Here is a 19,986-nt window from a genome sequence, read left to right as displayed (position 1 = left end):
GCAGTTGGCCGGAACCCTGGATGTCATGTTGTCGATGCGGTACTCCGGCCACCTGAACCTGGCGTGCAGGTGAGCAACAATAATTTAAAAAAAACCGTGGAGCGGCCATGCAACAGAACAGATCGCAAGTCATCGAGCGCAACGGCCTGTACGAACTCGACGCCGGCCCCGACGTCCTCGACAGCCCTCGCTACAACCACGACATGGCACCCACCAAAGTGCACGAGCGCACCTGGAACAAATGGCACATCACGGCGCTATGGGTCGGCATGTCGATCTGCGTGCCCACCTACACCCTGGGCGGGGTGCTCACGGCGTATTTCGGGCTGTCGGTGGGGGAGGCGCTGGTAGCGATCCTGCTGGCCAATATCGTGGTGTTGATCCCGCTGACCCTCAACGCGTTTCCCGGCACCAAGTACGGCATTCCGTTTCCGGTGCTGTTGCGTTCGTCCTTTGGCATCCTCGGCTCCAACGTACCGTGCCTGATCCGCGCGCTGGTGGCCTGCGGCTGGTTTGGTATCCAGACGATGTTCGGCGGGCTGGCGATCCACCTGTTCCTGGGCTCGATTTTCGACGGCTGGAAAGCCCTCGGCGGTACCGGAGAGGTGATCGGTTTCATGCTGTTCTGGTGCTTGAATCTGTGGGTGGTGCTGCGTGGCGCCGAGTCGATCAAGCGCCTGGAAACCTTGTCGGCGCCGTTGTTGGTGGCGGTGGGGGTTGGGCTGCTGGTATGGGCGATGCCCAACGTGTCCCTCAGCGAGTTGATGGCGATCCCACCCAAGCGCCCCGAAGGCGCCAGCCTCACCGGTTACTTCATGGCGGGGCTCACGGCGATGGTGGGTTTCTGGGCCACATTGTCATTGAACATTCCGGATTTCAGCCGCTACGCCAAGAGCCAGAAAGACCAGATTCTGGGGCAGATTTTCGGCTTGCCGCTGACCATGTTCCTGTTCGCTGCCCTCGGCGTGGTGATGACCGCCGCCTCGGTGAAACTGGTGGGGGTGAGCGTCTCCGACCCGGTAAGTCTGATCGGGCATATCCAGAGCCCGGTGTGGGTGGCCATCGCCATGGCGCTGATCATCGTCGCAACCTTGTCCACCAACACCGCGGCGAACATCGTCTCGCCCACCAACGACTTCCAGAACATTGCGCCCAAGCTGATCAACCGCACCACGGCGGTGATCCTCACCGGCCTGGTAGGGCTGGCGCTGATGGCCCATGAATTGCTGAAAAAACTCGGGCTGATCGTCTCGGACGTGAGTCTTGAAACCGTGTATTCCAATTGGCTGCTGGGTTATTCGAGCCTGCTGGGGCCGATTGCCGGGATCATGGTGGTGGACTATTTCATCAGCCGCAGACAACAGTTGGACCTGGCCGGCCTGTACCGCGACGACGTGTACCCGGCCTGGAACTGGAGCGGCTTTATCGCCTTTGGCGTACCGGTGGTGCTGACGCTGCTGTCGCTGGGCAGCGATGCGTTCAGCTGGTTCTACAGCTACGGCTGGTTCACCGGCTCGGCGTTGGGCGGGGTGTTGTATTACGGCTTGAACGCCAAGCGCGGGGCGAGCCCGATCACCGCCAAGGCGCCGTTGTAAACCACGGTCGAGGTGGGAGCTGGCTTGCCTGCGATAGCGGACTATCAGTTAAAGCCGTGTCGCCTGACACACCGCCATCGCAGGCAAGCCAGCTCCCACAGTTCACCGCGTCAATTCATAAGAACCTGTAGCCTGAGGAGACCCCCCCATGAACGCTGCCCTCGACGTTCTGCAATCGCCCCATCAGCACATCAATCGCGACCGTCTGTGGCAGTCGCTGATGGACCTGGCCAAACTCGGCGCCACGCCCAAGGGCGGTGTGTGTCGCCTGGCCCTCACCGACCTCGACCGCAAGGCTCGCGACCTCTTCGTGCAGTGGTGTGAAGCGGCGGGTTGCACCGTGACCATCGACGGCATCGGCAATATCTTTGCGCGCCGCCCCGGTCGCAATCCCGACCTGCCACCGGTGATGACCGGCAGCCATATCGACACCCAGCCCACCGGCGGCAAGTTCGACGGTTGCTTCGGCGTGCTGGCCGGTGTGGAAGTGCTGCGCACCCTCAACGACCTCCAGGTGGAAACCGAGGCACCGCTGGAAGTGGTGGTGTGGACCAACGAAGAAGGCTCGCGCTTCCCGCCGTGCATGATGGGCTCAGGGGTGTTTGCCGAGAAGTTCAGCCTGGCCGATACCCTGGCCAAGGTCGATGCGGACGGCGTCAGCGTGGAGGAGGCGTTGAACGCGATTGGCTATGCGGGAACGCGGCCGGTCAGCGGGCATAAGGTCGGCGCGTATTTCGAAGCCCATATCGAACAAGGGCCGATTCTGGAGGATGAACACAAAACCATCGGCGTGGTGCTCGGCGCCCTCGGGCAAAAGTGGTTCGACCTGAAGCTGCGCGGTGTTGAGGCCCATGCCGGCCCTACACCCATGCACTTGCGCAAGGACGCCCTGGTCGGCGCGGCAGCGGTGGTGGCCGCCGTGAACGCGGCGGCGTTGGCGCATCAGCCCCATGCATGCGGCACGGTGGGGTGCCTGCAAGCGTATCCGGGATCGCGCAACGTGATTCCCGGTGAAGTGCGCATGACTCTGGATTTTCGTCATCTTGAACCGGCGCGGCTGGATTCGATGATTGCCCAGGTGCGTCAGGTGATCGAAGACACCTGCGCCAAACATGGCTTGAGTTTCGACATGCAGCCTACGGCGGACTTCCCGCCGCTGTACTTCGACAAAAGCTGCGTGGAGGCGGTGCGCAATGCCGCCAATGGCTTGGGCTTGTCGAACCTGGACATCGTCAGCGGGGCAGGGCACGACGCGATCTTCGTCGCTGAGCTTGGCCCGGCGGGGATGATCTTTGTGCCGTGTGAAGGCGGCATCAGCCATAACGAAATCGAAAATGCCGCGCCGGATGATCTGGCGGCGGGGTGTGCGGTGTTGTTGCGGGCGATGGTGGCCGCTTCAGCGGCCATCGCCAGCGGCCAGCTCGCGGCCTGATCGTTCCCACGCTCCGCGTGGGAATGCACCCTGTGACGCTCCGCGTCACGATTTTAGAGGCAGACGCAGAGCGTCCTGAGCGGCGTTCCCACGCAGAGCGTGGGAACGATCATTAACCCGGCTGCCAGCCGCCGCCCAGTGCGGTCAACAACCCTACGCTCGCCTGCAACTGCCGGGTCTGCACCGCCTGCAACGTTCTCTGTGCCTGCAACGCGGCGGTTTGGGCGGTGACCACATCCAGATAGCTCACTGCCCCGGCCTGATAGCTGTTCATCGCCAAGGCCTGGGTATGTTGCGCCGCCTCTGCCGCCGCTTGCTCGTCCTCGGCTTGCTGCTGCAGATCCCGCAGTTGCGCGAGGTTATCTTCCACCTCGCGCACGGCTTTCAATACGTGGCTACGGTACTGTGCTGCGGCCTCCTCGAACTCGGCCTTGGCCTGGCGCTCGTTGGCGCTCAAGCGCCCGCCGTCGAAGATCGGCAGGTTCATCAGCGGCCCCAGTGCCCAATACCGGTTGCCGGCGGACAGCAGGTTGCCAACACCTTGGGTCTGCCCGCCCAGCACACCGGTCAAACTGAAATCCGGAAACCACGCTGCCTTGGCCACGCCGATCGTTGCGTTGGCCGCAAACACGCGACGTTCAGCTGCGGCAATGTCCGGACGACGCTGCAGCAGGTGGCTGGGCAACTGCGCCGGAATGCCTGGCAACGCCATTAACTGCGAGCTGGGCGGCAGTGAAAACTCACTGGCCGTCACGCCCACCAATTCGCCGATGGCATGTTCGGCGAGGTTGCGCTGGCCACGCACTTCGTCCAGCTGCGCCTTGGCTTCGGCCAGTTGGTTCTGCGCGCGGGTCAGGTCCAATTCCGAGGCAATCTGGCCTTCATAACGGCTGCGGGTCAGTTGCAGCGCCTGGCTGAAGTCTTGCAACGAAGTGCTCAGGATTCGGCGCTGCGCATCCAGCCCATTGAGCTGCACATACAGGCTCGCCAACTGCTGTTGGAGGCTCAAGCGCACCACCGCCAAATCATCAAAGGACGCTTGTGCCTGGGCATCGCCCGCGGCGACCTGGTTGCGGATTCTGCCCCACAGGTCGAGGTCGTATCCCAGGGAGAACCCAGCGGTATTGCTGTTGTACACCGACGGCTGTGTAGTACCGCGTAACGGTCGTGAATCCGATTGACGCTGGCGCAGCGGTTGCACGCTGGCGGTGATTTGCGGGAAAAGGCCCGCGTGCAGTTGACTGGCATAGGCCTGGGACGCATCGAAGTGCGCCAGCGCCGCGGCCAGGTCCGGGTTGGCCTTGAGCAGTTGCTGCTGCAGCGCGTTCAGGCGCGAATCGTTGTAGAGCTGCCACCACTGGGGCGCCAGTTGGTCTGACGGTTGCGCGCTGTGCCAGGGGCCATCGCTGGTTTGTTCGCGGTAGTGGGCGGGCAGGTCAATCGACGGCACCGTATAGGTGGGCGCCATCGAGCAACCCTGCAACGCCAGCACCATCAGTGCCGCCAGCGACTTAAGCCTTGGGCGCATGCGCACCTCCCGAGGCGGCGGCCAGTTGCACTGGGTCGCCTTCGCGCAGGGCGTCGGGCGGGTTGTCGATGATGCGGTCAGCAGGCTTCAGGCCTTGGTCGATCACCAGGCGCTCGCCGAGGTCCAGGCCAATATGAATGTTTTGCAGGTGCACATGATTGCGCCCGTCCAGCACCGCAACTTGGGTGCCCTGGGCGCGGAAGATCAAGGCGCTGGCCGGGATGCTTACGCCATGGGTGTCAGCCGGAATCGGTAGGGTGACTTCGGCGTAGTCGCCCGGCAGCAGTTCGCCGTTGGGGTTGTCGGCGACGAACTGGGCCAGCAGGGTGCCGGAGCGGCGGTCGATGGCGGTGGAGTCACCGATCAGGCGTGCCTTGAAATGCTCGCTGGGGTGCTCGGGGACGGTCAGTTCGACCTCAAGGCCCGCATGAATGACCGCTGCATAGTTCTGCGGCACCGGCACGTACAAGCGCAATTGGTGGGTGTCGGCAATGTTGAACAGTTCTGGATCGCTGGCGTTATCGGCTTTGATCAACTGGCCGATGTCCGTGTTGCGGGCGGTGATGGTGCCGGCGAACGGCGCGCGCAGGGTCTTGTAGCTTTCCAGGGCGCACAGTCGCGCATAGTCTGCTGCAGCGGCTTCGGTGTTGGCCTTGGCGGCTGCGGCGTTGGAGGTTTTCTCATCGGCGTCCTGGCGCGATACCGAATGGCTGGCCAGCAGGTTTTGCCAGCGGGTCGCCGTGGTGGCTGCCAGGCGTGCATTGGCTTGTTGCTGGATCAGGCGCGCATGGGCCTGGGCCAGTTGTTGGTCAAGGTCGGGGCTGTCGATTTCGGCGAGGATTTGCCCGGTCTTGACCTGGGTCCCGATGTCGACTTTCCAGTCCTTCAAGTAGCCGCTCACCCGCGCATGGATAGCCGCCTTGCTCCACGCCTCCAGGTGGGCGGGCAGGCGCAGGGTGTCACCGCCGGCGTTTGGCTTGGGTTGGAACACCATCACCTGGGGGACGGCGGCGGCTTCGGTCCAGGCAGTGACCGATTGCTCGTGCAGCGTACGCGCGTGCAGGCCGCTGGCGACCAGCAAGGCAGCCAACGTCAGGCCACCGACACCCAGGAGCATCAGGCGCTTGCGCGAGGGTTTTTGATCAGGCGACATGGGGCGTTTCTCCAGCAGTTGCGCGAGTAGGATGACGACCGTGGACCAGGCTGAAGACCACGGGAACAAACAACAAAGTGGCGATGGTGGCGAAGACCAGGCCACCGATGACCGCCCGGCCGAGCGGGGCGTTCTGCTCCTCGGAAATCGCCAGGGGCAACATGCCAATGATCATTGCCAGGGCGGTCATGCACACCGGGCGAAAGCGTGTGTAGCCGGCTTCCAGCGCGGCTTTCAACGCATCGCCGTGTTCGGCCAGGCGCTCACGGCAGAAGCTCACCACCAGGATCGAGTTGGCGGTGGCCACGCCCATGCACAAGATGGCACCGGTGAGTGCTGGCACCGACAACGAGGTGCCACTGAGGAACAGCATCCACACGATGCCCGCCAATGCTGCCGGCAACGCCGTGATGATCACAAAGGGGTCGGCCCACGACTGGAAGTTGACCACGATCAGCAAGTAGATCAGCACCACCGCGCCGAGCAGTCCGAAGCTCAAACCACTGAACGCCTCATGCAGCGCATCGATCTGCCCGTGCAGGCTGATGGTCGCGCCTTTGGGGCGCATGGACGCCGTGTCATCCAGCACCTTTTGCACATCGCGGGCCACACCGCCGAGGTCGCGACCTTGCACGTTGGCGTACAGGTCCAGGGTCGGTTCGATGTTGTAGTGGGTCACCACGGCCGGGCTTTGTACCCGGGAAATAGTCGCCACGCCGCCGAGAATTTGCGCCTGCCCATCGGCACCGGTCACCGGCAGCGCTTCCAGGGACGGCAGGCTGTCGAGACGGTATTGCGGGGTAGCGGCGACGATGGAGTAAGACACGCCATTGGCCGGGTTGAGCCAGAAGGTCGGCGCGGTTTGCGAGCTGCCGGCGAGGGAGGCGACCATGCTGTTGGTAACATCACGCTCGGTAATGCCCAGGCCGTTAGCGCGCATGCGGTCCACGTTTACTTGCAGCGAGGGGTAGCCGGTGGACTGCTGGATGCGCAGGTCGGCAATCCCCGGTACATGCTGCAAGCGCCGTTCAAGCTCGACGGCATAAGCGCGGTTTTCTGCGTCATTGCGCCCGGAGATTTTGACGTCCAGCGGGGCGGGGGCGCCGAAGTTGAGGATCTGGCTGCTGATGTCGGCGGGCAGGAACGCAAAGTGGCTGCCGGGGAAACTTTGCGGCAGGGCTTCGCGCAGTTTTTTCACATAGTCGGCGGTGGGCGCGTGGTGCGTTTTCAAGCTGACTTGAATATCGCCATCCTGCGGGCCGATGGTGCCGCTGCTGCTGTAGGCCATGTCGATGCCGCTGAGCGGAATGCCAATATTATCGACGATGGTGTCCAGCTCTTCGGCGGGGATGACCTCGCGGATCCGCGCTTCGATGCGGTCGAACGCCGCGGCGCTTTCCTCGATGCGCGTGCCCAGTGGCAAGCGCACATGCAGGGCCAAGGCACCCGCATCGGTGGCCGGGAAAAAGTCCTGGCCCAGGCTCGGCAACAACAGGAACGACGCGAGTACGCAGGCCAGGAACCCGACAATGAAGCGCTTGCGTGCGCCCAGTGCCAGCGTCAGCAGGCCATGGTAGGTGTCGCGGACATTGGAAAAGTGCCGCTCGAATCCCTGTTGAAAATTCAGCACCGATTGCAGCAACGCATTGCGTGGTTTCGGGTGTTGTTCACCCTCGTGGTGATTGATGAATGCATCTTCCGGATGATGCCCCGCGCCTGGCTCCGGCCTATGCGGTTTGAGCAAAAACATCGCCAGTGTCGGCACCAGGGTGCGCGAGAGAATGAACGAACTGGCCATGGCAAAGATCACCGCCAGCGCCATTGGCCGGAACAGGTAACCGGCGATGCCTTGCAGCAAAAACATCGGCACGAACACGATGCAGATGCACAACAGCGAGACGAACGCCGGGCCGACGATTTGCGCGGCGCCGTCGAGAATCGCGGCCTTCACCGCCTTGCCTTGCTCCAGGTGCCAGTTGATGTTTTCGATGGTCACCGTGGCGTCGTCCACCAGGATGCCCACCGCCAACGCCAGCCCGCCCAACGTCATGACGTTGAGGGTTTGCCCACTGACAGCCAATAGCGCGATGGCCGAGAGCACCGCCAGGGGAATCGACGCGGCGATGATCAAGGTCGAGCGCCAACTGCCGAGAAACAGCAGGATCATCGCACTGGTGAGCAGTGCAGCAATGATGCCTTCCTGGGCCACGCTGCCCACCGACTGCTTGACGAACGCCGAGGCATCGCCCAGCAGCGAGGTTTTCAGCGACGGCGGCAGGGTTTCGTTGATGCGCGGCAGCATCTGCCGGATACCGTCGATGATCGACAGGGTGGAGATGCTGCCGTTTTTCAGCGCCGGCATCAGCACGGCGCGATGGCCGTCGACCCGCACGATATTGGTTTGCGGCGGTGAACCGTCGCGCACGTGGGCCACTTGGCCGATGGTGATCAGCGCCCCGTCAACCGTCTTGATCGGCAGGTCGTTGAGTTCATCGATGGCCTTGGGGCTGTTATTGAGCAGGATCGTGTATTCGTTGAGGCCCAGCTTGGCGGTGCCCACCGGGATGATCTGGTTCTGCAGCGCCAGGGCATTGCCCACATCCTGGGCCGACAAGCCTTTGGCGGCCAGCGCCTGAGGGTCGAGGTCGAGGGTGATTTGCCGTTGCTTGCCGCCCATCGGTGTAGGCATGGCCAGGCCGGGCAGGGCGCTCAAGGGCAGGCGGATATTGTTCTGCACCAGGTCGCGAATTTTGGCTTCCGACAGGCTGGGGCTGGAAAACGCCATTTGCAGGATCGGCACCGTGGAGGCGCTGTAGTTGAGGATCAGCGGCGGGGTGATGCCCGGTGGCATTTGCTTGAGCACAGTCTGTGACACCGCCGTGACCTGGGCGTTGGCGGTACGGATATCGACGCCAGGCTGGAAGAAGATCTTGACGATGCCCATGCCGGGCAGCGATTGCGACTCGATATGTTCGATGTCGTTGACGGTGGTGCTCAGTGAGCGTTCGTAGGTGTAGATCACCCGGCCGGCCATGGCGTCCGGGGACAGGCCGTTGTACTGCCAGACCACGGCGACAACGGGAATGCCGATATCGGGAAAAACATCCGTGGGCGTGCGCAAGGCCGCCATCGGCCCGATGATGCAGATGAATATAGCCAGCACGATGAAGGTGTACGGCTTGTGCAGTGCGGTCTTTACCAGCCCGAGCATGCGTGAGTCTCCGAGAAGAGCAGGATTGCAAACCCTGGCAGTCTTGACCGACCCACCTAACACGCACCTTTCAGCCAGGTGAAGGAAGTTTTAGTCAAGGGCTGAAGATACTTTCATAGGGATTCATTTGTTCCAGGAAGGGCGGCTCATCAAGCTTGTCAGCCATCGGATACGCCCTTTTTACATCTGCCCTTTGGAGCGCTGTCATGTCACTCAAACCGCTGTTGTTAGTTCCCGTCCTTGGCTTTGTCTGTTTGTTGTCGGCGTGCGCCGGCCCGATCCCCAAGGCGGACCCCAGCCAAGCCTGGATCGGCTTGCAGGAAGAAGCGCCGAATGACCTGATGGCCGAGCGTGTCGATGGCAAGCGTGTGGACGATGGGCGCTATTTTGAAGTGACCCCGGGGGACCATCGCCTGGACGTGACTTTATTTGAAGACGAGCCGGGTGATGACAACCAGCAGGACTGCCAGGGCCGCATTGAGTACAAGCATTTCAAGGCAGGTGAGCACTACACCCTGGTGGAATCGAGCCTGGGCACCACGGTGCGTGCGTCCCTTGAGGACGGCCACGGCAAGGAAATTGCCGCGACCCAGGACTTCAATTGCATGCCTGGCTAGGCGTGATGCGCCGTCGTCTTGCGTGGCTCGGCGGGTTCAGCAGGTTTGACATGGGGATGATGATGCCGGCGCGTCACGCGCATGACCCCCCACAGCATGGCGGCGGCGACGGCCAGCCAACCACAGATCAACAGGAAAATCGTTGTCGCAAGGCTCATTCGGGCCTCCTTTCGCCCACTTGGGGCACACACAGTCTTCTCAATGGACAGTCTAGCCAGCCGGCGGTTGCCTGCTATTGACCAATGGTCGAGTCTGTCCAACTTGTTTGCTCTATCAGCGCCGCTTTACCGGGCCAGTGGGCTATACCGGCGGGGCGGGGCGCCCTATGATCGGGGCCTTTACCGGCAGTTGATCAAGAGAGTGAAAAAATTGCGCTTACGGTCGAACCTTAAAACTTCCTTGCTGCTGGCCGTTGCCCTTGGGCTGGCGGCCTGTTCCAGTACCCCGTCGAAACTGCCAGGCTTGCCGGAGCGCGTTGAACTCAATGGCGTGCCAACCTTTCGCAGCGAGGCTTATCAGAGTGGTCCTGCGGCACTTGCCAGCATGCTGTCGCAACAAGGCATTGTCATGACACCGGGTTTGCTTGATAAACCACTGCGCCTGCCCGGCGCCGAGGCGGACCTTGAACGCAACATGCAGGTGCTGGCGCGTGAGTATGGGCTGATGGTGTACCCATTGGACGCCAAGCTGACCGCCGTGTTTGCCCAGGTAGCGGCGGGTTACCCGGTGATGGCGCGGATCAACGCCAGCTATTGGTCCGGGGAGCGTTATGTCGTGGTGGTGGGGTTCAACCAGCAGAAAAGTACCGTGCTGTTGCGCTCAGGCAAGGAGCGTCGATTGAGCATGAGCTTCAGCGACTTCGATTCGGCGTGGAAGGGCGCGGGCCATTGGGCCATCCTCACCCAGCGCCCGAGCCAGTTGCCGGCCAACGTGGATGCGCAGCGCTGGCGCGATGCGGCCAACGCCACGGCGCAGGCGGGGCAGGAGCAAGCGGCGGCCCAAGCGCTCAAGGTGTTGGCAGAGAAGAAGTGAAACTCAAATGTGGGAGAAGAAGTGAAACTCAAATGTGGGAGCGGGCTTGCTCGCGAAGGCGCAGTGTCAGTTGCTGAATGCTTAGGCTGACCCACCGCATTCGCGAGCAAGCCCGCTCCCACACTAAAATCGCTGTTTATCGACGTACTTCCGTAGCAGTCGCTCGATTCTTGAGGTTCTTATCGGCCTTGTAACGCAGCGCCACATCCGGCACGGCGCCGCCTTTGCCGGTCTCGACCCAGCTACGAATACGGCTGGCATCGGCAAAGTGGGTGAACTTGCCAAAGGCATCCAGGATTACCAGCGACACCGGGCGATTGCCCATGCTCGTCACCAGCACCAGGCAATGGCCGGCCTGGTTGGTGAAGCCGGTCTTGGTCAGCTTGATATCCCAATTGGCGCGGTTGATCAGGTGGTCGGTGTTGGAGAAGCCCAAGGTGTAGTTGGGCTTGCGGAACGACACAGTCTTTTCCTTGGTGGTGCTCAACTGGCTGAGCATCGGAAACTTGCGCGCATAGGCCAGCAGCTTGCTCAGGTCGCGGGCGGTCGAGACGTTATGAATCGACAGGCCAGTGGGCTCCACGTAGTGGGTGCTGGTCATGCCCAGGGACTTGGCCTTGGCGTTCATCGCGGCGATGAAGGCCGAATAACCGCCTGGATAGTGGTGGGCCAGGCTGGCGGCGGCGCGGTTTTCCGAAGACATCAGCGCGATCAGCAGCATTTCCTTGCGCGGCATCTGGCTACCGATCTTCACCCGGGAGAACACGCCTTTCATCTCGGGCGTGTCGGTGATGTTGATGTCGATGTACTCGTCCATATTCTGCTTGGCTTCGAGGACGATCAGGCCGGTCATCAGCTTGCTCACCGAGGCGATGGGTACCACCACGTCGGGGTTGCTGGAATATATGACTTTATTGGTCTGCAAATCGACCAGCATGGCGCTGCCGGAGGCGATCTGCAGCTTGGAGGCGTCACGCGGGGCCAGGGTGGTTTCGGCGGCGTGGGCGAAGGTACCTGCCAAAGCAAAAAACAGGCTGACAATAGAAAGACGAATTTTCACGCGGATGAACTCGCTAAAAAAGTATGGAAATGCCGTTGTAGAACGGATCTTGTGACAAATGACGTTACATTTTAGGAGTATGGATCAAGAACTGTCGAATGTTCTTCTAGAACCAGACGAAAGTGCTTAAAAACTAAGAAAAAACGGTTTTTTTACGTGCAATAAAAAGCCCTGCGCTAAGGCAGGGCTTTTTCATTACGCCTGGTTATTAACCATGCAGGGTTTCTGCTGCGTACAAGGTGTTTTCCAGCAGGCAGGCCCGGGTCATGGGCCCGACGCCGCCTGGCACTGGTGTGATCCAGCCAGCGCGGGGCAGGGCGGTTTCATACACCACGTCGCCCACCAACTTGCCGTCTTCCTGGCGGTTGATGCCCACGTCGATGACGATGGCGCCTTCCTTGATCCACTCACCCTTGACCAGGCCCGGCTTGCCGGCGGCGACTACCACCAGGTCAGCGCGGCCGACGTGGCCGGCCAGGTCCTTGGTGAAGCGGTGGGTGACGGTCACGGTGCAGCCGGCCAGCAGCAGCTCCATGGCCATCGGGCGACCGACGATGTTCGATGCGCCCACGACCACAGCGTCAAGGCCATACAGGTCGACACCGGTGCTTTCCAGCAGCGTCATGATGCCTTTGGGGGTGCATGGGCGCAGCAGGGGAATGCGTTGGGCCAGGCGGCCGACGTTATAAGGGTGGAAACCGTCGACGTCTTTGTCCGGGCGGATGCGCTCCAGCAGCTTGGAGGCGTCCAGGTGCTCGGGCAGTGGAAGTTGCAGCAGGATGCCGTCCATGTTCGGGTCATCGTTGAGGCTGTCAATCAGGTCGGTCAGGGCCTGTTGAGTGGTGTCCGAAGGCAAGTCATAGGCCTTGGAAATAAAGCCGACCTCTTCACAGTCTTTACGCTTGTGCGAGACATAAACCTGAGAGGCAGGATCGCTGCCGACCAGGATCACCGCGAGGCCAGGCGTGCGCAGGCCTTGCTGGCTGCGCTCGGTGACTCGTTTGGCGATCTGCTGGCGCAGGCTGGCGGCGATTGATTTGCCGTCGATAAGTTGTGCAGTCATTACGCGTGATTAACCATCGAGAGGGGGAAGAAAAGTGCGCGCATTCTCGCATGCCAAGGCGCGAGGGCAAAGGCGCTTGGTCTGCAAATTGCCCTAACCCCTTAAATAAAATCAGTTTTTTTCAAAAAAGATTTGACGGGTTTCCGGGGCATCTATACTATTCGTCGCACTTGTCGGGCACAGCCTAGCACTGGTTAAGAAGGTCGAGCAGAATAGTTGTACTGCAAGGCTGGAAGCACTTAGTTTGTAATCCTCCAAGAGTACAGATTAATAAGGCGCCCGTAGCTCAGCTGGATAGAGCATCCGCCTTCTAAGCGGATGGTCGCAGGTTCGAGTCCTGCCGGGTGCGCCATTAGGCAGCTTTGGCACAAGTAGCGCTATATGGTGGGCGTAGCTCAGTTGGTAGAGCACGGGATTGTGACTCCCGTTGTCGAGGGTTCGATCCCCTTCGTCCACCCCATATTCTGAAAAGGCGCCAGATTTAACAGTCTGGCGCCTTTGCTTTAAGAGCTTCAAGCGCGGATGTGGTGGAATTGGTAGACACACTGGATTTAGGTTCCAGCGCCGCGAGGCGTAAGAGTTCGAGTCTCTTCATCCGCACCAATTAAAGCTTTTCCCGGTCGTCAGGCGGGGCAGGGCTCAACAAAGAAGTGGTTTGGTTTCTTTGTTAACGCAATATGGTGGGCGTAGCTCAGTTGGTAGAGCACGGGATTGTGACTCCCGTTGTCGAGGGTTCGATCCCCTTCGTCCACCCCATATTCGAAAGGCGCCAGATTTAACAGTCTGGCGCCTTTTTTGGTTTTGGCGGTTTGAGATTGGGTGGTCGCAGGTGCTGGGCTGCCCCGGCAGGGCGTGTCGTCGTATTTGTGTATCTCGATGATGCCGCGTTGCTTGCTCGCTCTGTTCGCAGGGCGGGCCGTCAGGGAGATGGATGCGTGTTCCTTCTATATATAGAGAGGGGCGGCGCAGAGCCCTGGCGCAATTTGGCTGTATTTGTCACCGGGGCGAGGTACTTCAGTGCTTTCGTACCGATAAATTGCCGGCTGTTTTCCGCTGTGTTTTCAGTAGGGTGACTTCTTGAGTTTGACCCACTAGAATGCATGCCCTTGATTGGGGTCGGAAATGGCCGGCTAATGTCTGTGCAACGAGGAATATCCATGCAAGTTTCTGTTGAAAATACTACTGCTCTCGAGCGCCGCCTGAGCATCACCGTGCCGGCAGAGCGTATCGAGACTGCGGTCAACAAGCGTCTGCAGCAGACTGCCCAAAAGGCCAAGATCGCTGGTTTCCGTCCAGGCAAAGTGCCGATGAGCGAAATCAAGCGTCGTTTTGGTGCCGATGCGCGCCAGGAAGCTGTAGGTGACGTGATCCAGGCTTCTTTCTACGAAGCCGTTGTCGAGCAAAAGCTGAACCCGGCAGGCTCGCCTTCGATCGAGCCCAAGTCCCTGGAAGCGGGCAAGGACCTGGAATACGTTGCCGTATTCGAAGTGTTCCCGGAATTTGAAGTGGCCGGTTTCGACGGTATCGAAATCGAGCGTCTGAGCGCCGAAGTGGCCGATTCGGACCTGGACAACATGCTGGAAATCCTGCGCAAGCAGAACACTCGTTTTGAAGTGGCCGACCGTGCCGCCCAGAACGAAGACCAACTGAACATCGATTTCGTTGGCAAGGTTGACGGCGAAGTCTTCGCTGGCGGCTCCGCAAAGGGCACTCAGCTGGTGCTGGGTTCCAACCGCATGATCCCTGGTTTCGAGGACGGCCTGGTTGGCGCCAAAGCCGGCGAAGAGCGCGTTCTGAACCTGACTTTCCCTGCTGACTACCAGAACCTGGACCTGGCTGGCAAAGCCGCCGAGTTCACCGTTACCGTCAACAGCGTTTCCGAGCCTAAGCTGCCAGAGCTGAACGAAGAGTTCTTCGCCCAGTTCGGCATCAAGGAAACCGGCATCGAAGGCTTCCGCACCGAAGTTCGCAAGAACATGGAGCGTGAGCTGCGCCAGGCTATCAAGTCCAAGGTCAAGAACCAGGTCATGGACGGTCTGCTGGCCGCCAACCCGATCGAAGTGCCTAAGGCCCTGCTGTCCAACGAAGTGGATCGTCTGCGCGTTCAAGCGGTTCAGCAGTTTGGTGGCAACATCAAGCCTGACCAACTGCCGGCCGAGCTGTTCGAAGAGCAAGCCAAGCGCCGCGTTGTGCTGGGCCTGATCGTGGCTGAAGTGGTCAAGCAGTTCGACCTCAAGCCAGACGAAGACCGCGTTCGTGAAATGATCCAGGAAATGGCTTCGGCCTACCAGGAGCCTGAGCAGGTCGTGGCTTGGTACTACAAGAATGAGCAGCAGATGAACGAAGTACGTTCGGTTGTGCTGGAAGAACAAGTTGTGGATACTGTTCTGCAGAAGGCTAAGGTGACCGATAAAGCGGTCTCTTACGAAGAAGCAGTCAAACCGGCGGAAGCAGCACAAGCCGACTGATTGTCCAACTCGTTGGAAATTCAACCATAAGCCAGCCTCGCGCTGGCTTATGCGTTTTCAAGACATGACTATTTGGGAGTAACTGCAGAGCATGTTCCGTAATTCCTATATTCAGCAGAACTCTGATATCCAGGCCGCAGGCGGCTTGGTCCCGATGGTTGTCGAGCAGTCCGCTCGTGGCGAACGCGCCTACGACATCTACTCGCGCCTGCTCAAGGAGCGAGTGATCTTTCTGGTTGGCCCGGTAGAGGACTACATGGCCAACCTGATCTGTGCGCAATTGCTGTTCCTTGAAGCGGAAAACCCGGACAAGGACATCCATCTCTACATCAACTCACCGGGCGGTTCGGTGACTGCGGGCATGTCGATCTACGACACCATGCAGTTCATCAAGCCAAACGTGTCGACCACCTGTATTGGCCAGGCGTGCAGCATGGGCGCCTTCCTGCTGACTGCGGGTGCCGAAGGCAAGCGTTTCTGCCTGCCGAACTCGCGCGTGATGATTCACCAGCCGCTGGGCGGTTTCCAGGGCCAGGCGTCGGACATCGAAATCCACGCCAAGGAAATCCTCTTCATTCGTGAGCGTCTCAACACGCTGATGGCCAAGCACAGCGGGCGCACCCTGGAAGAAATCGAGCGCGATACCAACCGTGACAATTTCATGAGCGCTGAAGCCGCCAAGGAATACGGGTTGATCGACGCAGTGATCGACAAGCGCCCCGCTTAATATAAGCCGCTCAAAATAGGGCTGGTCGGCATGTCTGACCACTGGCGGGCTTGAAAAAGCCCGCATAAGCCTTCATCTTGTGTTGCAAGCCTATCGGATTTGGATCGAACGAATGACTGACACCCGCAACGGCGAGGACAACGGCAAGCTGCTCTATTGCTCCTTCTGTGGCAAAAGCCAGCATGAAGTACGCAAATTGATTGCCGGCCCCTCGGTGTTTATCTGCGACGAATGCGTCGACCTGTGCAATGACATCATCCGTGAGGAGGTGCAGGAAGCCCAGGCCGAGAGCAGTGCGCATAAATTACCTTCGCCTAAAGAAATCAGCGGCATCCTTGACCAGTACGTCATTGGTCAAGAACGTGCAAAGAAGGTTCTGGCCGTAGCGGTGTACAACCACTACAAGCGCTTGAACCAGCGTGACAAGAAAGGTGATGAGGTTGAACTCGGCAAGAGCAACATCTTGCTGATCGGTCCTACAGGCTCGGGTAAAACCCTGCTTGCAGAAACCCTCGCTCGCCTGCTGAACGTTCCGTTCACCATCGCCGACGCCACCACCCTCACCGAGGCTGGCTACGTGGGTGAAGATGTCGAGAACATCATTCAGAAACTGCTGCAGAAGTGCGACTACGACGTAGAGAAAGCCCAGATGGGTATTGTCTACATCGACGAGATCGACAAGATCTCGCGCAAGTCTGATAACCCGTCGATCACCCGGGACGTTTCCGGTGAAGGCGTGCAGCAGGCCCTGTTGAAACTGATCGAAGGCACGGTTGCGTCCGTACCGCCGCAAGGTGGTCGCAAGCATCCGCAGCAGGAATTCCTTCAGGTTGATACGCGTAACATCCTGTTCATTTGTGGCGGTGCGTTCTCCGGTCTGGAGAAGGTGATTCAGCAGCGTTCCACCCGTGGCGGCATTGGTTTCAGTGCGGAAGTGCGCAGCAAGGAAGAGGGCAAGAAGGTGGGCGAGTCCCTGCGTGAAGTCGAGCCTGACGATCTGGTCAAGTTCGGTCTGATCCCGGAATTCGTTGGCCGTCTGCCGGTCCTGGCCACGTTGGACGAGTTGGATGAGGCGGCTTTGATCCAGATCCTCACCGAGCCGAAAAACGCCCTGACCAAGCAATACGGCAAATTGTTCGAGATGGAAGGTGTAGACCTCGAGTTCCGGACCGACGCGCTGAAATCGGTGGCCAAGCGAGCACTGGAGCGTAAGACCGGTGCACGTGGCCTGCGTTCTATCCTCGAAGGCGTGTTGCTCGACACCATGTACGAAATCCCCTCGCAGTCTGAGGTGAGTAAAGTGGTGATCGATGAAAGCGTGATCGAAGGCAAGTCCAAGCCACTGTATATCTACGAAAACAGTGAGCCGGCTGCCAAGGCTGCACCCGACGCATAAGCGTTCAGCAGTTGCGGTACAAGCAAGGGGCCTCTAGGGGCCCCTTGTCTTTTGGGGCGTTTCTTAGGGCGGTGGTTAAATTCGCGTGTATTCATGCGTTTAACTACTGGCATTGAGCTTGTTTTTTTTGCATGTAACCCCCATCTTGGTTTCAAGCTTATTTTTGAACTGTCATAGAGGCGAAATCATGAAGACAACCATCGAATTGCCTCTCCTGCCGTTGCGTGATGTCGTCGTCTATCCGCACATGGTTATCCCGCTGTTCGTGGGGCGCGAGAAGTCTATCGAAGCCCTCGAGGCCGCGATGACGGGCGACAAGCAAATCCTGCTGTTGGCCCAGAAGAATCCTGCTGATGATGATCCGGGTGAAGATGCCCTGTATCGCGTCGGCACCATTGCCACTGTCCTGCAATTGCTCAAGCTGCCCGATGGCACCGTCAAGGTGTTGGTCGAAGGTGAGCAGCGCGGTGCCGTAGAGCGCTTTATGGAGGTGGACGGCCACCTGCGCGCGGAAGTGGCGCTGATCGAAGAAGTCGAAGCCCCGGAGCGTGAATCCGAGGTGTTCGTGCGCAGCCTGCTGTCGCAGTTCGAGCAATATGTGCAGTTGGGCAAGAAAGTCCCGGCTGAAGTCCTGTCTTCGCTCAACAGCATTGATGAACCGAGCCGCCTGGTCGACACCATGGCTGCACACATGGCGCTGAAGATCGAGCAGAAGCAAGACATCCTCGAAATCATCGACCTGTCGGCCCGTGTCGAACACGTATTGGCGATGCTGGATGGCGAAATCGACCTGTTACAGGTTGAGAAGCGCATCCGTGGCCGCGTGAAGAAGCAGATGGAACGTAGCCAGCGCGAGTACTACCTGAATGAGCAGATGAAGGCCATTCAGAAGGAGCTCGGCGACGGCGAGGAAGGCCACAACGAAATCGAAGAGCTGAAAAAGCGTATCGATGCCGCTGGCCTGCCCAAAGACGCCCTGACCAAGGCCACCGCTGAGCTGAACAAGCTCAAGCAGATGTCGCCAATGTCGGCCGAAGCCACTGTGGTGCGCTCGTATATCGACTGGTTGGTGCAAGTGCCGTGGAAGGCCCAGACCAAGGTGCGCCTGGACCTGGCCCGTGCTGAAGAGATTCTCGACGCTGACCATTACGGTTTGGAAGAGGTCAAGGAGCGCATCCTTGAGTACCTCGCCGTGCAAAAACGTGTGAAAAAAATCCGCGGTCCGGTGCTGTGCCTGGTCGGGCCTCCAGGTGTGGGTAAAACTTCCCTGGCGGAATCGATTGCCAGCGCGACTAACCGCAAGTTCGTGCGCATGGCCTTGGGTGGCGTGCGTGACGAAGCTGAGATCCGTGGTCATCGCCGTACCTACATCGGTTCGATGCCAGGAAGATTGATTCAAAAGATGACAAAAGTGGGTGTACGCAACCCGCTGTTCCTGCTCGATGAAATCGACAAAATGGGCAGCGACATGCGTGGCGACCCGGCGTCGGCCTTGCTCGAAGTGCTTGATCCCGAGCAGAACCATAATTTCAACGACCATTACCTGGAAGTCGACTACGACTTGTCTGACGTAATGTTCTTGTGCACCTCCAACTCCATGAACATTCCGCCAGCCTTGCTGGATCGGATGGAGGTGATTCGTCTGCCGGGCTACACCGAAGACGAGAAGATCAACATCGCGGTCAAGTACCTGGCGCCCAAGCAGATTTCGGCCAACGGCCTGAAGAAGGGCGAGATCGAATTCGAGGTCGAGGCGATCCGTGACATCGTGCGCTACTACACCCGCGAGGCCGGTGTACGGGGCCTTGAGCGCCAGATCGCGAAGATCTGCCGCAAGGCGGTGAAGGAGCACGCGTTGGAAAAACGCTTCTCTGTGAAGGTGGTCGCCGATTCCCTGGAACACTTCCTGGGCGTGAAGAAATTCCGCTACGGCCTGGCCGAGCAGCAGGATCAGGTCGGCCAGGTGACTGGCTTGGCGTGGACCCAGGTGGGTGGCGAATTGCTCACCATCGAAGCGGCGGTGATTCCGGGCAAAGGCCAGTTGATCAAGACCGGCTCCCTGGGTGATGTGATGGTCGAATCCATTACGGCCGCGCAGACCGTGGTACGCAGCCGCGCCCGCAGCCTGGGCATCCCGCTGGACTTCCACGAGAAGCACGACACCCATATCCACATGCCGGAAGGGGCGACCCCCAAAGACGGCCCTAGCGCTGGCGTAGGCATGTGCACGGCGCTGGTATCAGCGTTGACCGGCATTCCTGTGCGCGCCGATGTCGCGATGACCGGAGAAATTACCCTGCGTGGCCAGGTATTGGCGATCGGTGGTCTGAAAGAGAAATTACTCGCTGCGCACCGAGGTGGAATCAAGACCGTGATCATTCCTGAAGAGAATGTTCGCGACTTGAAGGAAATTCCTGACAATATCAAGCAGGATCTTCAGATTAAACCGGTTAAATGGATTGACGAGGTCCTGCAAATTGCGCTGCAATACGCGCCGGAGCCCTTGCCGGATGTGGCCCCGGAGATCGTCGCGAAGGACGAAAAACGCGAGTCCGATTCCAAGGAAAGAATTAGCACGCATTAATGTGTTGGAGCCTGGGGGGCTTCCTTGACAGCTTTTTAGAGCCCTTGTTATAAAGCGGCTCTTAAGTGTCTGTAGGCCATTCAGCACTGGTTTTGCTTTTTACCAAAAAACTTAGAATCA

14 protein-coding genes and 4 tRNA genes are annotated in these 19,986 nt (G+C 59.6%); 12 read left to right on the top strand and 6 right to left on the bottom strand.

Translation table 11 applies throughout. From position 1 onward, the window contains the following. Positions 1–107: 107 nt before the first annotated feature. Both AB9N64_RS06785 and AB9N64_RS06780 read left to right on the top strand, forming a co-directional pair. Positions 108–1,595 carry an NCS1 family nucleobase:cation symporter-1 gene (locus AB9N64_RS06785; protein ID WP_014718996.1) on the top strand — a complete coding sequence of 496 codons (1,488 nt, stop codon included), beginning with the start codon at positions 108–110 and terminating at the stop codon, positions 1,593–1,595. A gap of 148 nt (positions 1,596–1,743) precedes the next feature. Continuing rightward, positions 1,744–3,027, top strand: a complete 1,284-nt coding sequence (locus AB9N64_RS06780; RefSeq protein ID WP_014718995.1) for a Zn-dependent hydrolase — start codon at positions 1,744–1,746, stop codon at positions 3,025–3,027. A 112-nt stretch (positions 3,028–3,139) separates the two neighbouring features. On the opposite strand, the gene AB9N64_RS06775 is transcribed toward AB9N64_RS06780, so the two are convergent. The 3 genes from AB9N64_RS06775 to AB9N64_RS06765 are packed head-to-tail and all read right to left on the bottom strand — an operon-like array spanning position 3,140 to position 8,919. Beyond that, the gene (locus tag AB9N64_RS06775) at positions 3,140–4,555 is read right to left on the bottom strand and encodes an efflux transporter outer membrane subunit (RefSeq protein WP_014718994.1); all 1,416 of its coding nucleotides are present in this window, start codon (positions 4,553–4,555) and stop codon (positions 3,140–3,142) included. Continuing rightward, on the bottom strand, positions 4,539–5,708 hold the full coding sequence (locus AB9N64_RS06770) for an efflux RND transporter periplasmic adaptor subunit (RefSeq protein ID WP_014718993.1): 1,170 nt from the start codon (positions 5,706–5,708) through the stop codon (positions 4,539–4,541). Before AB9N64_RS06770 ends, AB9N64_RS06775 begins: the two co-directional genes overlap by 17 nt. After that, positions 5,698–8,919 (bottom strand): efflux RND transporter permease subunit, encoded by a 3,222-nt coding sequence (locus AB9N64_RS06765; protein ID WP_122365589.1) that lies wholly within the window; start codon positions 8,917–8,919, stop codon positions 5,698–5,700. The genes AB9N64_RS06770 and AB9N64_RS06765 overlap by 11 nt, the downstream gene beginning before the upstream one ends. A gap of 206 nt (positions 8,920–9,125) precedes the next feature. On the opposite strand from AB9N64_RS06765, the gene AB9N64_RS06760 reads away from it, so the two are divergent. Continuing rightward, positions 9,126–9,536, top strand: coding sequence for a hypothetical protein (locus AB9N64_RS06760; protein WP_003192269.1), 411 nt, complete (start codon positions 9,126–9,128; stop codon positions 9,534–9,536). Here the strand turns inward: AB9N64_RS06760 and AB9N64_RS06755 are convergent. Next, positions 9,533–9,694, bottom strand: a complete 162-nt coding sequence (locus tag AB9N64_RS06755; protein WP_003192266.1) for a hypothetical protein — start codon at positions 9,692–9,694, stop codon at positions 9,533–9,535. The two genes, AB9N64_RS06760 and AB9N64_RS06755, sit on opposite strands and share 4 nt — an antisense overlap. A gap of 211 nt (positions 9,695–9,905) precedes the next feature. Here AB9N64_RS06755 and AB9N64_RS06750 point away from each other — a divergent pair, with 211 nt between their 5' ends. Beyond that, positions 9,906–10,568, top strand: coding sequence for a cysteine peptidase family C39 domain-containing protein (locus tag AB9N64_RS06750; RefSeq protein ID WP_032903451.1), 663 nt, complete (start codon positions 9,906–9,908; stop codon positions 10,566–10,568). Positions 10,569–10,704: 136 nt separating this feature from the next. Here AB9N64_RS06750 and pbpG read toward each other — a convergent pair whose 3' ends face one another. Together pbpG and folD are read right to left on the bottom strand one after the other, a co-directional pair. Then, positions 10,705–11,628 (bottom strand): D-alanyl-D-alanine endopeptidase, encoded by a 924-nt coding sequence (pbpG, locus tag AB9N64_RS06745; RefSeq protein WP_014718990.1) that lies wholly within the window; start codon positions 11,626–11,628, stop codon positions 10,705–10,707. A gap of 208 nt (positions 11,629–11,836) precedes the next feature. After that, positions 11,837–12,691, bottom strand: a complete 855-nt coding sequence (folD, locus tag AB9N64_RS06740) for a bifunctional methylenetetrahydrofolate dehydrogenase/methenyltetrahydrofolate cyclohydrolase FolD (RefSeq protein WP_014718989.1) — start codon at positions 12,689–12,691, stop codon at positions 11,837–11,839. 275 nt (positions 12,692–12,966) lie between these two features. Between folD and AB9N64_RS06735 the strand changes: the two genes are divergently transcribed. The 8 genes from AB9N64_RS06735 (at position 12,967) to lon (ending at position 19,866) form a co-directional block, all read left to right on the top strand. Further along, positions 12,967–13,043 (top strand) — tRNA-Arg (locus tag AB9N64_RS06735). A gap of 32 nt (positions 13,044–13,075) precedes the next feature. Continuing rightward, positions 13,076–13,151, top strand: a tRNA-His gene (locus tag AB9N64_RS06730). Between the two features lie 58 nt (positions 13,152–13,209). Beyond that, positions 13,210–13,294 (top strand) — tRNA-Leu (locus AB9N64_RS06725). Between the two features lie 77 nt (positions 13,295–13,371). Then, a tRNA-His gene (locus AB9N64_RS06720) sits at positions 13,372–13,447 on the top strand. 401 nt (positions 13,448–13,848) lie between these two features. Beyond that, a complete protein-coding gene (gene tig, locus AB9N64_RS06715; protein WP_014718988.1) occupies positions 13,849–15,159 on the top strand; it encodes a trigger factor in 1,311 nt (436 codons plus the stop codon). A gap of 91 nt (positions 15,160–15,250) precedes the next feature. Then, positions 15,251–15,886, top strand: a complete 636-nt coding sequence (gene clpP, locus AB9N64_RS06710; protein ID WP_003192255.1) for an ATP-dependent Clp endopeptidase proteolytic subunit ClpP — start codon at positions 15,251–15,253, stop codon at positions 15,884–15,886. Positions 15,887–15,998: 112 nt separating this feature from the next. Further along, positions 15,999–17,282 (top strand): ATP-dependent Clp protease ATP-binding subunit ClpX, encoded by a 1,284-nt coding sequence (gene clpX / locus AB9N64_RS06705; protein WP_003192254.1) that lies wholly within the window; start codon positions 15,999–16,001, stop codon positions 17,280–17,282. 187 nt (positions 17,283–17,469) lie between these two features. Beyond that, on the top strand, positions 17,470–19,866 hold the full coding sequence (lon, locus tag AB9N64_RS06700; protein WP_003192252.1) for an endopeptidase La: 2,397 nt from the start codon (positions 17,470–17,472) through the stop codon (positions 19,864–19,866). Positions 19,867–19,986 lie beyond the last annotated feature (120 nt).

Origin of the sequence: Pseudomonas sp. KT_2_4 (assembly GCF_041410225.1) — a bacterium.
GTDB lineage: Bacteria > Pseudomonadota > Gammaproteobacteria > Pseudomonadales > Pseudomonadaceae > Aquipseudomonas > Aquipseudomonas paracarnis.
This window is presented reverse-complemented; position numbering and strand designations above follow the sequence as displayed.